General features: G+C 65.8%; 13 protein-coding genes. All 13 read right to left on the bottom strand.

The genetic code is table 11. From position 1 onward, the window contains the following. The gene (rnhB, locus tag BLT78_RS10170; RefSeq protein ID WP_090348866.1) at window positions 1–597 is read right to left on the bottom strand and encodes a ribonuclease HII; all 597 of its coding nucleotides are present in this window, start codon (window positions 595–597) and stop codon (window positions 1–3) included. Next, entirely contained in the window at window positions 597–1730 is a 1134-nt protein-coding gene (lpxB, locus tag BLT78_RS10175) for a lipid-A-disaccharide synthase (protein ID WP_090348867.1), read from the bottom strand. The genes rnhB and lpxB overlap by 1 nt, the downstream gene beginning before the upstream one ends. Window positions 1731–1734: 4 nt before the next feature. Then, window positions 1735–2511 carry an acyl-ACP--UDP-N-acetylglucosamine O-acyltransferase gene (gene lpxA / locus BLT78_RS10180; protein ID WP_090348868.1) on the bottom strand — a complete coding sequence of 259 codons (777 nt, stop codon included), beginning with the start codon at window positions 2509–2511 and terminating at the stop codon, window positions 1735–1737. Then, window positions 2508–2948 carry a 3-hydroxyacyl-ACP dehydratase FabZ gene (gene fabZ / locus BLT78_RS10185; protein ID WP_090348869.1) on the bottom strand — a complete coding sequence of 147 codons (441 nt, stop codon included), beginning with the start codon at window positions 2946–2948 and terminating at the stop codon, window positions 2508–2510. The genes lpxA and fabZ overlap by 4 nt, the downstream gene beginning before the upstream one ends. Before the next feature lie 45 nt (window positions 2949–2993). After that, on the bottom strand, window positions 2994–4052 hold the full coding sequence (gene lpxD / locus BLT78_RS10190; protein WP_090348870.1) for a UDP-3-O-(3-hydroxymyristoyl)glucosamine N-acyltransferase: 1059 nt from the start codon (window positions 4050–4052) through the stop codon (window positions 2994–2996). 4 nt (window positions 4053–4056) lie between these two features. Next, a complete protein-coding gene (locus BLT78_RS10195; protein WP_090348871.1) occupies window positions 4057–4560 on the bottom strand; it encodes an OmpH family outer membrane protein in 504 nt (167 codons plus the stop codon). 46 nt (window positions 4561–4606) lie between these two features. Beyond that, complete coding sequence (gene bamA / locus BLT78_RS10200; protein ID WP_090348872.1) at window positions 4607–6952, bottom strand: outer membrane protein assembly factor BamA; 2346 nt, start codon at window positions 6950–6952, stop codon at window positions 4607–4609. Window positions 6953–7028: 76 nt separating this feature from the next. Further along, window positions 7029–8381: a sigma E protease regulator RseP gene (rseP, locus tag BLT78_RS10205; RefSeq protein ID WP_090348873.1), complete on the bottom strand. Its 1353-nt coding sequence runs from the start codon at window positions 8379–8381 to the stop codon at window positions 7029–7031. A gap of 16 nt (window positions 8382–8397) precedes the next feature. Next, window positions 8398–9579 (bottom strand): 1-deoxy-D-xylulose-5-phosphate reductoisomerase, encoded by a 1182-nt coding sequence (gene ispC, locus BLT78_RS10210; protein WP_090348874.1) that lies wholly within the window; start codon window positions 9577–9579, stop codon window positions 8398–8400. Continuing rightward, on the bottom strand, window positions 9576–10391 hold the full coding sequence (locus BLT78_RS10215) for a phosphatidate cytidylyltransferase (RefSeq protein WP_090348875.1): 816 nt from the start codon (window positions 10389–10391) through the stop codon (window positions 9576–9578). Before BLT78_RS10215 ends, ispC begins: the two co-directional genes overlap by 4 nt. Continuing rightward, window positions 10385–11143 (bottom strand): polyprenyl diphosphate synthase, encoded by a 759-nt coding sequence (gene uppS, locus BLT78_RS10220; protein ID WP_090348876.1) that lies wholly within the window; start codon window positions 11141–11143, stop codon window positions 10385–10387. The genes BLT78_RS10215 and uppS overlap by 7 nt, the downstream gene beginning before the upstream one ends. 16 nt (window positions 11144–11159) lie before the next feature. After that, entirely contained in the window at window positions 11160–11717 is a 558-nt protein-coding gene (gene frr, locus BLT78_RS10225) for a ribosome recycling factor (RefSeq protein WP_090348877.1), read from the bottom strand. Window positions 11718–11719: 2 nt separating this feature from the next. Next, window positions 11720–12454, bottom strand: a complete 735-nt coding sequence (gene pyrH / locus BLT78_RS10230; protein ID WP_090348878.1) for a UMP kinase — start codon at window positions 12452–12454, stop codon at window positions 11720–11722. Window positions 12455–12556 lie beyond the last annotated feature (102 nt).

Genomic DNA, 12556 nt, shown 5'->3' on the forward strand with positions numbered 1-12556 from the left:
TCAGTCGTCGAGCAGCGCACGCACCGGGGCGAAGGAGCGCCGATGGATGGGCGTCGGCCCAAGCCGCCTTAGCGCCTCGAGGTGCGCCGGGGTCGGATAGCCCTTGTGGCCGGCCAGGCCGTAGCCTGGGTAGATCAGCTCCAGCTCGGCCATCTCGCGGTCGCGAGTGACCTTGGCGAGGATCGAAGCGGCGGCAATCGCCGGCACCTTGGCGTCGCCGCCGATCACCGGCGCACTGGGCACCGTGAGCTTCGGGCAGCGATTGCCGTCGATCAGCGCCAGACGCGGCTGCACCGCCAGCCCCTCGACGGCGCGCTGCATGGCGAGGAAGGTCGCCTGGAGGATGTTCAGGCGGTCGATCTCCTCGACCTCGGCGCGACCGATGCACCAGGCCAGGGCCTTGTCGCGAATCTCGTCGAACAGCCGCTCACGGCGCGCCTCGGAGAGCTTCTTGGAGTCGTTGAGCCCGTCGATCGGCCGCAGTGGATCGAGGATCACCGCCGCGGTGACCACCGGGCCGCACAGCGGACCGCGGCCGACCTCGTCGACGCCGGCGACCAGCTCCTCGACCAGGGTGAAGTCCAGACCGAGCTGCATCAGACGCACCCCACCAGCTGCAGTACCGCCTCGGCGGCGCGTTCGGAAGCACCACGACGCAGCTCGCGATGGATGGCATCGAAGCTTTCGGTCTGCGCGCTGCCGTCATCCAGCAGCGGCGACAGGGTCGCGGCCAGCGCCTCCGGCGTCGCGGCGTCCTGGATCAGCTCGGGCACCAGCAGACGCCCGGCCAGCAGGTTGGGCAGCGAAATGTACGGACTCTTCACCAGGCGCCTGAGGATGCGGTAGGTGAGCGGCGCCACCCGGTAGGCCACCACCATCGGTCGCTTGAACAGCAGCGCCTCGAGGGTCGCGGTGCCGGAGGCGATCAGCACAGCATCGCAGGCGGCCAAGGCCTCGTGGGAGCGACCGTCGAGCAGGGCCAACGACAGGTCGCGTCCGGCGAGCATGGCCTCCAGCTGGGCACGCCGCTCGCCGCTGGCGCACGGCAGCACGAAGCGCAGCCCAGGACGCAGCGCCCGCAGACGCTCGGCGGCATCGAGGAACAGGCTGCCGAGGCGCTCCACCTCGCCGCCGCGACTGCCCGGCAGCAGCGCCACCACCCCGCCCTGCGCCGGCAGACCGAGGGCAGCGCGTGCAGCGCTGCGCTCGGCGTCGAGGGGAATGGCGTCGGCCAGCGGATGGCCGACGAAGCACACCGGCACCCGCTGCGCCTCGTAGAACTGCGCTTCGAAGGGGAACAGGGTCAGCATCAGGTCGCAGGCGCGCTGGATCTTCAGCACGCGCTTCTGCCGCCAGGCCCACACCGAGGGACTGACATAGTGCACGGTGCGGATACCGGCCTGGCGCAGCTTCAGCTCGACGCCAAGGTTGAAGTCCGGTGCATCGATGCCGATGAACACGTCCGGCCGTTCGGCGATCAGGCTGCGGATCAGCCGGCGACGACGCTTGAGCAGCTCCGGCAGACGGCCGAGCACCTCGACCAGCCCCATCACCGCCAGGCGCTCCATGGGGAAGTACGAATCCAGGCCTTCGGCCTGCATACGCGGCCCACCGACACCGATGAAGCGGACATCGGGGTGGCGGGCTTTGATGGCCTGCATCAGGCCGGCGCCGAGGATATCGCCGGACGCCTCGCCGGCGACCAGCGCGACTTTCAGTGAACGCGCCATGGGCTCAGCGGGTGATGCCGCGGGTCGAGCTGCGTACCGATTCGCAGAACAGCGCCACTTCCGGGTATTGCGCCTCATCGGCTGCGAGCTCGGCGAGCGCCTCCTCCACGGTCAGCCCCTTGCGGTAGACGACCTTGTAGGCGCGGCGCAGCACCTGCATCACCTCGTCGCTGAAACCACGACGGCGCATGCCCTCGAAGTTCATGCTGCGCGCCTCGGCCGGGCTACCGAACACGGTGACGAAGGCCGGCACGTCCTTGCCGATCGCCGTGCCCATGCCGGAGAAGCTGTGCGCGCCGATGCGGCAGAACTGGTGAACCAGGGTGAAACCGGAAAGGATCGCCCAGTCGCCGACATGCACGTGGCCGGCCAGCGCGGTGTTGTTGACCAGGATGCAGTGGTCGCCGATCACGCTGTCGTGACCGACATGCACGTAGGCCATCAGCAGGTTGTGGTTGCCGATGGTGGTCTCGTGACGATCCTGCACGGTGCCGCGGTGGATGGTGACCCCTTCGCGGATCACGTTGTGGTCACCGATCACCAGGCGGGTCGGCTCGCCCTTGTACTTCAGATCGGGCGTGTCCTCACCTACCGAGGAGAACTGGTAGATGCGGTTGTGCCGGCCGATCACCGTCGGGCCCTTGACGATCACGTGCGGGCCGATGACGGTACCCTCGCCGATTTCCACGTTCGGCCCGATGATCGACCAAGGGCCGACTTCAACATTGTCGGCCAGCCTGGCACTCGGATCGATGATGGCGCGAGGGTCGATCAAACTCATTTCTTCTGTTCCGCGCAGATGATTTCACCCGAGCAGACCGCCTTGCCATCGACGCTGGCCTGGCACTCGAATTTCCACAGGCCGCGCTTGCTGCTCAGCACCCGAGCCTCGAGGATCAACTGGTCACCCGGGGTCACCGGCGAGCGGAAGCGCAGGTTGTCGGAGCCGACATACAGGTACAGGGTATCGGCGGCCGCCTTGGCGCCCATCATGCTGAAACCGAGCAGACCGGCGGCCTGCGCCATGGCCTCGATGATCAGCACGCCCGGCATGATCGGATGTCCCGGGAAGTGGCCATTGAAGAACGGTTCGTTGATGGTGACGTTCTTGTAGGCGCGGATGCGCTTTTCCTCGAGATCCATCTCCACCACCCGGTCCACCAGCAGGAACGGGTAGCGGTGCGGCAGGAATTCGCGAATCTCGTTGATATCCATCATGGTGTGGGAGCCTTGGTCAAAAAAGGGAACACGGGGATGCGTGCCTCAGGCATCAGATGAGTCATCCCCGCTCCGGGTCACGGCAGCCAGCTGTTTTTCCAGCTGCTGCAGGCGCTTGGCCATGTCGTCGAGGTGGCGCAGTCGTGCGGCGCTCTTCTTCCATTCGGCCGCCGGCTGCATGGCGGTACCCGAGGAATAGGCCCCCGGCTCGGTGATCGAGCGGGTGACCATGGTCATGCCGGTGACGAACACGTGGTCGCACACCTCTATGTGTCCGACCATGCCGACGCCGCCGGCGATCATGCAGTGCTTGCCGATCTTGGTGCTGCCGGAAATGCCGCAGCAGCCGGCCATGGCGGTGTGATCGCCGACCTGCACGTTGTGGGCGATCATGATCTGGTTGTCGAGCTTGACGCCATTGCCGATCACGGTATCGCTCAACGCGCCGCGATCGATGGTGGTATTGGCGCCGATCTCGACGTCGTCGCCGACGGTGACACCGCCGATCTGGGCGATCTTGATCCACACACCCTTGTCGTTGGCGAAGCCGAAGCCCTCGCCGCCGAGCACGGCGCCGGACTGGATCACCACTCGCTTGCCGATGCGCACGTCGTGATAGAGGGTGACGCGCGGGGCCAGCCAGCCATCCTCGCCGATCACGCTGCGCGCACCGATCACGCAGTGGGCACCGAGGGTGACCCGCGCGCCGATCACGGCGCCGGACTCGATCACCACACCGGGACCAACCGCAGCGCTTGGGTCGACCACGGCATCGGCGGCGACGATGGCGCTCGGATGGATGCCGGGAGCGGCGAGCGGCTTGCGATCGAACAGGTGCGACAGCTCGGCGAAGGCCAGGTAGGGATTGGCCAGCACCAGCGCCACCCCGGCAAAGCCTTCGGCATCTGCGGGGGTGAGCAGCACGGCAGCGGCCCGACTCGTGGCGAGGTGCTTGCGGTACTGGGCGTTGGCCAGGAAGGTCAGTTGCTGCGGGCCGGCGTCCTGCAGGGCCGCCAGGCCGCTGACCGGCAGATCCGCGGGCCCGCGCAGTTCGGCGCCGACTCGTGCGGCCAGCTCGCCCAAAGTGTAGACGGGAGCACTCATGGCATCAGCGCAGCTTGTTCATGCGCTCGATGACCTGCTTGGTGATGTCGAACTGCGGTTTGACATCCACCACGGCGCCACGCTCGAGCACCAGGTCATAGCTGCCCTGCTTGATCACTTCCTCGACCGCCTTGTCCAGCTTCGGCTTGAGCTGCTTGAGCATGTCGCGGTCGGCGATGGCCTTGGCCTCGTTCAGTTCCTTGGACTGGAACTGGAAGTCGCGCGCTTTCTGCTTGAACTCCAGCTCGAGACGCTCGCGCTCGCTGGTCTGCAGCTTCTCGCCTTCCTTCATCAGGCGCTCCTGGATGCGCTTGGCGTCGCTTTCCAGGGTCTTCAGGCGGTCAAGCTGGGGACCGAACTTCTTCTCGGCATCCACAGCGTACTTCTTCGCCGCATCCGACTCGAGCAGGGCCATCTGATAGTTGAGGACCGCCACCTTCATCTCGGCGAAGGCAGGCATGCTCAGCAGAGCAGCGGCCATCAGTACAACTTGAGTCAACTTGCGCACAATGAACTCCTGCAACGAATTGCCTGGATGATGAGCCCCGGAGGGCTTAGAAAGTCTGTCCCAGAGAGAACTGGAATACCTGGGTATCGGAGTTCTCCGGTTCCTTGACCGGCATGCCGAGGCTGAAGCTCAGCGGGCCGAGTGCGGTCAGCCAGGTCAGGCCGACACCCACCGAACTGGCCATGTCGCTCAGACTGAGGTCGCAACCGACCTCGCCGCGCTCCTCCTGGGCACTGCTGCAGTTGGTGTCGAACACGTTGCCCACGTCCCAGAACAGCACGGTGCGCAGGGATCGCTGATCCTTGACGAACGGCAGGGGGAACAGCAGCTCGGCGCCGCCCTGCACCAGCACGTTGCCACCGAAAGCCTGCGGATCCTTGTCTGGGTCAGCTTCGTTCGGGGTACTGCGCGGGCCGAGGCTGCTATCCTCGAAGCCACGCACCGAGTTGAAGCCGCCGGCGTAGTAGTGCTCGTAGAACGGCAGCTCGCTGGTCGAGCCGTAGCTGTCGGCGTAGCCCAGACGGCCATGGAAACGCAGCGCGTAGTCCTTCTTCCACAGCGGGGCGAAGATCTGCCCGCTGTAGTCGATGCGATAGAACGACAGGTCGCTGCCTGGCAGGGTGATTTCACCCTGCAGGCTCTGCGAGTGGCCGCGGTTGGCGAACACGCCGCGGTTCAGGGTCGACTCCGACCAGCCGATCGAGCCCTTGAAGTTGGTGTAGCTGTCACCTTCCTGCTCGATGAAGTCGAAGATTTCCTTGACCGTGTAGTCGCCGGGGCTGATGTCGTCCTGCTGGGCCGAGAGGCCGTAGGTCAGGCGCGAGGTCTCGCTGATCGGATAGCCGAGGTTGATCCCGGCTCCCAGGCTGTCCACCGAGTAGGTCGACACGTCGACGTCGTAGTCGTCGTAGTCGGTGGTGCGGTAGAACATGTTGTAGCCGAGGCTGACGCCGTCCTCGGTCCAGTAGGGGTCGACGAAGCCGAAGTTGTAGCGGGTCTGGTACTCGCTGCGGTTCAGGCCGATGTTGACCTTGTTGCCGGTGCCGAGGAAGTTGCTCTGGCTGATCGAGCCGCCGAGGATCAGGCCGGCGCTCTGGGCGAAACCGACGCTGGCGGTGATCGAGCCGGAGGGTTGCTCCTCGACGCTGTAGTTGACGTCGATCTGGTCGTCGGCACCGGGCACCGCCGGGGTCTCGACGTTGACTTCCTTGAAGTAGCCGAGACGCTCGAGACGGGTCTTCGACTGGTCGATCAGGTAGGTCGAGGCCCAGCCGCCTTCCATCTGGCGCATCTCGCGACGCAGCACCTCGTCCTCGGTCTTGGTGTTGCCGCGGAAGTTGATGCGGTTGACGTAGGCGCGCTTGCCGGGATCGACAGCGAAGGTCACCGATACGGTGTTGTCGTCGTCATGCTGCTCGGGGATGCCGTTGACGTTGGCGAAGGTGTAGCCCTCGTTGCCCAGACGGCGAGTGATCAGCTCGGAAGTGCTGGTCATCACCTTGCGCGAGAACACCTGGCCTTCCTTGACCAGCAGCAGCTTGCGCACTTCCTCTTCCGGGACGCGCAGATCGCCGGCCAGCCTGACCTCGCGAATGGTGTACTTCTCGCCCTCGTCGATATTGACGGTGACGTAAACGTGCTTCTTGTCCGGGGTGATGGACACCTGGGTCGAGGTGATGTCCATGTTGATGTAGCCGCGATCCAGGTAATAGGAACGCAGGCGCTCGAGGTCACCGGACAGCTTCTCGCGGGAATACTTGTCGTCGTTGCGGATGAACGACAGCCAGTTGGTGGTACGCAGCTCGAACAGGCCGGCCAGCTCCTCGCTGGAGAACACCTTGTTGCCGACGATGTTGATGTGCTGGATGGCGGCGACCGAACCTTCGTTGATCTCGATCTTCAGGGCCACACGGTTGCGCGGCTGCGACTCCACCTTGGTCTCGATGGTCGCCGAGTAACGGCCCTGGGCCACGTACTGGCGCTGCAGCTCGTTGCGCACGCCTTCGAGGGTGGCCTGCTGGAAGATCTCGCCTTCGGCGAGGCCGGACTGCTTCAGGCCCTTGAGCAGGTCATCGGTGGCGATGGCCTTGTTGCCCTCGATCTCGATGGCCGAAATGGACGGTCGCTCGACCACGTCGACCACCAGCACGTTGCCTTCGCGCCCCAGCCGGATGTCTTGGAAGAAGCCGGTCTTGAACAGGGAGCGGGTGGCGTCCACCAGACGATTCTCGTCGACCGCATCGCCCACATTCAGCGGCAGGGCACCGAACACGCTGCCGGCGGAGACCCGTTGCAGGCCATTGACGCGGATATCGGTGATGGTGAAGGACTCGGCGTGAACCTCGGCGGTCATCAGCGCGGCAATTACCGCCGGTAGCAGCAAGCGTTTCATGAAGTCCTTTCTATCTTTTCAGACTGACTAAAAAGGAACTGCCGCTTCAGGCGGCAGCTCCGCAATACGTGGCAAGTTAGAGCCGGCTGATGTCATTGAACAGCGCGAGCAGCATCAGACCGATGACCAGGCTGATGCCGATCTGTACCCCCAGCGCCTGCACTCGCTCCGACAGCGGCCGGCCACGGGCCCACTCGACCAGATAGAACAGCAGGTGCCCGCCATCGAGAACCGGGATCGGCAACAGGTTGAGCACGCCCAGGCTAATGCTCAGATAGGCAAGGAAATTCAGGAAATCCCCCACCCCGGACTGGGCCGAAGCGCCCGCCACTTTAGCAATCGTTATCGGGCCGCTCAAGTTTTTTACCGAGAGCTCCCCGAACAGCATCTTGCCGATCGAGTCGAGGGTCATCAGGCTCATCGACCAGGTGCGCCGCAGGCTCTCGCCCACCGCATCCAGCGGCCCGTAGCTCACTTCGCGCAGCATTTCTGCTGGCCATTCGCCACCCGTGACGCCGGCTCCGAGGTAGCCGCTGCGCGCCTGACCCTCGCCACGCGCGGCCAGGGCCAGGCTGAGCTCGAAGGGCGCCCCGTCGCGCTCGACCATGAAGCTGACCCGCTGCCCCGGACGCTCGCGCACGACGTCGACCACCTGCTGCCAGTCGTCCAGCGCCAGCCCCTCGACACTCAGCAGGCGGTCGCCGAGCTGCAGCCCGGCTGCCTGGGCCGGTCCCTGCGGATCCAGATGGGCAAGCACCGGGGCGATCTGCGGCCGCCACGGGCGAATGCCGAGTGCAGCGAGCGGATCCGGGTCCTCGACACCCCGCAACCAGGCATCGAGCGCGAGAATACGCTCGCTTTCCACGCTCGAGCCCGGCTCGAGCAGGCGCAGACGCAGGCTACCGCTTTCGCCAAGGCGACCGATCAGTTGCAGGTTGACCTCGCTCCAGCCGCGGGTCGGCTCGCCGTCGACGGCCAGCACCTCAGCACCGGGCAGCACACCGGCCTGCTCGGCGAGACTACCGGACTCCACGCTGCCGACCACCGGGCGGACCTGCTGACCACCGAGCATGGCCAGGACCCAGAAGAACAGCATGGCGAGGAGGAAGTTGGCGAGCGGGCCGGCCGCCACTATGGCGAAGCGCTGGCGGACGCTCTTGCGGTTGAAGGCCTGCTCCAGCATGGCCGGTGGAACGTCACCCTCGCGCTCGTCGAGCATCTTCACGTAGCCGCCGAGCGGTACCGCGGCGACGACGAACTCGGTGCCATGCCGGTCGTGCCAGCGCAGCAGCGGTGCACCGAAACCCACCGAAAAGCGCAACACCTTGACGCCGCAACGGCGGGCCACCCAGAAGTGGCCGAATTCGTGAAAAGTAACCAGCACGCCCAGGGCGACCAGGGTGCCGACGATCATGTACAGCGCGTTCATCAGGATACCTCCGGACTCAACGTCCGTTACGGCCCAGCCAGTCCCGCGCGACTTCCCGCGCCTCGGCGTCGGCCTGCAGTACCGCGTCCAGCTCCCGGACAGCGGCCACGGGAATGCGATTCAGCACCACATCGATCATTCGGGCAATGTCATCGAAGCGGATGCGCTCGTCAAGGAATGCAGCCACCGCCACCTCGTTGGCCGCGTTGAGCAGCGCCGGCGCCGTACCGCCCGCCTCGGCGGCCTGGCGCGCCAGTTTGAGGCAGGGAAAGCGCCGCTCGTCCGGCGCCTCGAAATCGAGGCGGGCGATGGCGAACAGGTCCAGCGGTGCTACCCCGGAGTCGATGCGTCGCGGCCAGGCCAAAGCATGGGCGATCGGTGTACGCATGTCCGGATTTCCCAGCTGGGCCAGCACCGAGCCGTCGACATAATCGACCAGCGAGTGGATCACGCTCTGCGGATGGATCACCACCTCGACCTGGGCCGGAGAGGCATCGAACAGCCAGCAGGCCTCGATCAGCTCCAGCCCCTTGTTCATCATGCTCGCCGAATCGACCGAGATCTTGCGCCCCATCGCCCAGTTGGGATGCGCGCAGGCCTGTTGCGGGGTCGCCTCGGCGATGCGCTCCAGCGGCCAGCTGCGGAACGGCCCACCGGAGGCGGTGAGCAGGATGCGGCGCACGCCGACCTGGCCGAGGCCTCGCGCATAGTCGCCGGGCATGCACTGGAAGATGGCATTGTGCTCGCTGTCGATCGGCAGCAGTTCGGCGCCATGCGTCTGCACCGCCTGCATGAACAGCGCGCCGGACATCACCAGCGCCTCCTTGTTGGCCAGCAGCACGCGCTTGCCCGCCTGCACTGCCGCCAGGGTCGGCTGCAGGCCGGCGGCACCGACGATGGCCGCCATCACCGCATCCACCTCCGGATGGGCGGCCACTTCGCAGAGGCCGGCCTCGCCAGCCAGCACCTCGGTTGCCAGCCCGGCAATGCCCAGGCTGGCACGCAGGGAGACCGCCGCGTCGTCGTCCGGCACCACCGCATAACGCGGGCGATGCAGCAGGCACAGACGCTCGAGTTCGGCCAGCCGGCTGAAGCCGGTCAGGGCGAACACGCGGTAGTCGTGCGGGTGACGGGCGATCACATCGAGAGTGGAGAGACCGATGGATCCGGTCGCCCCGAGAACGGTTATCTGCTTCACAGGCTACCCCAGCCGTGCAGCCAGAGCAGCACGGCGAACATCGGCACTGCCGCGGTCAGGCTGTCGATGCGATCGAGCACACCGCCGTGGCCGGGCAGCAGATTGCTGCTGTCCTTGATCCCCGACTGGCGCTTGAACATGCTCTCGGTCAGATCGCCGACCACCGAGATCAGCACCACCAGCGCCGCACCGAGCAGCGCCATCATCAGCTCACGCGCCGCCCAGTCGCGGTACAGGCCGACCAGCAGGGTGACCAGCAGGCTGCCGGCCAGACCACCGTAGAGGCCTTCCCAGCTCTTGCCGGGGCTCACCTGCACGGCCAGCTTGCGTCGCCCGAAGCGCTTGCCGCTGAAATAGGCACCGATGTCGGCCACCCAGACCAGCACCATCACCGCGAGGATCAGGCTGTTGCCCTGCGGCCAGTGCTTGAGCAGCTGCAGGCCCTGCCAGGCCGGCACCAGGATCAGCAGGCCGATCGTCATGCGCGCCAATCGACTGCACCACAGGCGCTGGCTGCCCGGATAGCCGAGCACCAGACCGATGGCGGCCAGCCACCAGAGGATCGCCAGGGCCATCACCGGCCCTGCCAGCTGCGGCAGCTGATAGAGCACCAGCAGCAGGAACGCCACGCCGAGGGCATAGCCGACGCGCTGGCGCGGCGCATCGAAGCCGACCAGATGCGCCCACTCCCAGGCACCGAGCGTGACGACCAGACCGATGAACAGGGCAAACCAGCCACCCTGCAGCAGAAAGAAGCCGCCCAGGGCAATGGGCAGCAGCCACAAGGCAGTGATGATGCGCTGTCTCAGCATGTGGGCTTCCGTTGTTCCGCAGCGATCTGCTCGCTGGTCTTGCCGAAACGGCGCTGACGCCGGGAGAAGTCGATCAGCGCGGCGCGCAGCGCCTCGTGCTTGAAGTCCGGCCAGAGCAGCTCGGAAAAATACAGCTCGGCGTAGGCGACCTGCCAGAGCAGGAAGTTGCTGATGCGTTGCTCGCCACCGGTGCGGATGCACAGATCGACCGGCGGCTGCTCGCCGGTCGCCAGGCAACGCTGCAGCAGATCGGGCGTGATCTCGTCGACAGCCAGATGACCGGCGGCGACTTCGCGCGCCAGGCGCTGCGCGGCCTGGGTGATGTCCCACTGGCCGCCATAGTTGGCCGCCACCTGCAGCAGCATGCGCTCTCCGCCGGAGGTCTGCGCCTCGGCTTCCGCCATGGCCGCCTGCAGCTCGGGATGAAAGCGCGCGCGATCGCCCAGGATGCGCAGACGGATACCGTTGGCGACGAGCTTCTTCACCTCGCGGCGCAACGCCATGAGGAACAGCTCCATCAGCGCGCCGACTTCATCCTCCGGGCGCCGCCAGTTCTCGCTGGAGAAGGCGAACAGGGTCAGTACCTCGACCCCCTCTTCCGCACACACCTCGATCACCGCGCGCACCGCGTCGACGCCGGCCTTGTGGCCGGCGACGCCGGGCATGAACCGCTTCTTCGCCCAGCGGTTGTTGCCATCCATGATGATGGCAACATGGCGCGGGACGGAAGCGCCTTGCGTTGTCTTGTCCATGACAGTCATCCGGCCGTCAGACGGCCATCAGATCGGCTTCCTTGGCCTCGAGGGCCTTCTCGATCTCGCCGACGTACTTGTCGGTCAGCTTCTGCACCTCGTCGGCGGCGCGACGCTCGTCGTCCTCGCTGATTTCCTTCTCCTTGACCAGATCCTTGAGCTGGGCCAGGGCATCGCGACGGATATTGCGTACCGCCACGCGAGCGTTCTCGGCCTCGGCGCGCGCCTGCTTGGTGTAGCCCTTGCGGGTTTCCTCGGTCAGGGCCGGCATCGGCACGCGGATGGTGGTGCCGGCGGTGGCCGGGTTGAGGCCCAGGTCGGAGGTCATGATGGCCTTCTCGACGGCCTGGATCAGGCTCTTGTCGAACACGGTCAGCGCCAGGGTGCGCGAATCCTCGGCCACCACGTTGGCCACCTGGCGCAGCGGGGTGTCGACACCGTAGTAGGACACCATGACGCCGTCCAGGATGCTCGGATGGGCGCGACCAGTGCGGATCTTGGCGAAGGCGTGATCCAGCGACTCCACGGACTTCTTCATGCGCTCCTGCGCGTCTTTCTTGATCTCGTTGATCATTCTCAACCCTCCTCGACCAGGGTGCCTTCGGCGCCCCCGACAACAATGTTAAGCAAGGCTCCGGGCTTGTTCATGTTGAACACCCGCAGCGGCATCTTGTGATCGCGGCACAGGCAGATGGCGGTCAGATCCATCACGCCCAGCTTGCGATCGAGCACCTCGTCATAGGTCAGGCGCTCGAATTTTTCGGCATTGGGATCCTTGAACGGATCGGCAGTGTACACGCCATCGACCTTGGTGGCCTTCAGCACCAGGTCGGCATCGATCTCGATGGCGCGCAGGCAGGCGGCGGAATCGGTGGTGAAGAACGGATTGCCGGTACCCGCCGAGAAGATAACCACCTCGCCGGCGTTCAGATGACGCATCGCCTTGCGCCGGTCATAGTGGTCGGTGACCCCGACCATGGAGATGGCGGACATCACCAGCGCCGGAATGCTCGAGCGCTCCAGGGCGTCGCGCATGGCCAGCGAGTTCATCACCGTGGCCAGCATGCCCATGTGGTCGCCGGTCACCCGATCCATGCCCGCCGCGCTCAGCGCCGCGCCGCGGAACAGGTTGCCGCCGCCGATGACCAACCCCACCTGGACGCCGATCCCAACCAGCTGGCCGATCTCCAGGGCCATGCGATCGAGCACCTTGGGATCGATCCCGAAGTCCTCGCTGCCCATCAGCGCTTCCCCGCTGAGCTTGAGCAGAATACGTTTGTAGCGGGCTTGGCGACCACTGAGTTGGGCCATACGAATCTCCTGGCAGTGTGATGTTGCGAAAAGCCGGCGCTCTCCGCGCTCCGGCGCGGATTTGACCGCACCGGAAAAAATCCGTGCCCCCATGGCACTAAA

The sequence above is a fragment of the Pseudomonas oryzae genome (assembly GCF_900104805.1).
In the GTDB taxonomy this organism is placed as follows: Bacteria; Pseudomonadota; Gammaproteobacteria; order Pseudomonadales; family Pseudomonadaceae; genus Geopseudomonas; species Geopseudomonas oryzae.

What these genes read in the sequence shown, in the direction of transcription:
- rnhB (WP_090348866.1), bottom strand. Translation starts at nt 597, where the DNA reads ATGCAGCTCGGTCTGGACTTCACCCTGGTCGAGGAGCTGGTCGCCGGC.
- lpxB (WP_090348867.1), bottom strand. Translation starts at nt 1,730, where the DNA reads ATGGCGCGTTCACTGAAAGTCGCGCTGGTCGCCGGCGAGGCGTCCGGC.
- lpxA (WP_090348868.1), bottom strand. Translation starts at nt 2,511, where the DNA reads ATGAGTTTGATCGACCCTCGCGCCATCATCGATCCGAGTGCCAGGCTG.
- fabZ (WP_090348869.1), bottom strand. Translation starts at nt 2,948, where the DNA reads ATGATGGATATCAACGAGATTCGCGAATTCCTGCCGCACCGCTACCCG.
- lpxD (WP_090348870.1), bottom strand. Translation starts at nt 4,052, where the DNA reads ATGAGTGCTCCCGTCTACACTTTGGGCGAGCTGGCCGCACGAGTCGGC.
- bamA (WP_090348872.1), bottom strand. Translation starts at nt 6,952, where the DNA reads ATGAAACGCTTGCTGCTACCGGCGGTAATTGCCGCGCTGATGACCGCC.
- rseP (WP_090348873.1), bottom strand. Translation starts at nt 8,381, where the DNA reads ATGAACGCGCTGTACATGATCGTCGGCACCCTGGTCGCCCTGGGCGTG.
- BLT78_RS10215 (WP_090348875.1), bottom strand. Translation starts at nt 10,391, where the DNA reads ATGCTGAGACAGCGCATCATCACTGCCTTGTGGCTGCTGCCCATTGCC.
- uppS (WP_090348876.1), bottom strand. Translation starts at nt 11,143, where the DNA reads ATGGACAAGACAACGCAAGGCGCTTCCGTCCCGCGCCATGTTGCCATC.
- frr (WP_090348877.1), bottom strand. Translation starts at nt 11,717, where the DNA reads ATGATCAACGAGATCAAGAAAGACGCGCAGGAGCGCATGAAGAAGTCC.
- pyrH (WP_090348878.1), bottom strand. Translation starts at nt 12,454, where the DNA reads ATGGCCCAACTCAGTGGTCGCCAAGCCCGCTACAAACGTATTCTGCTC.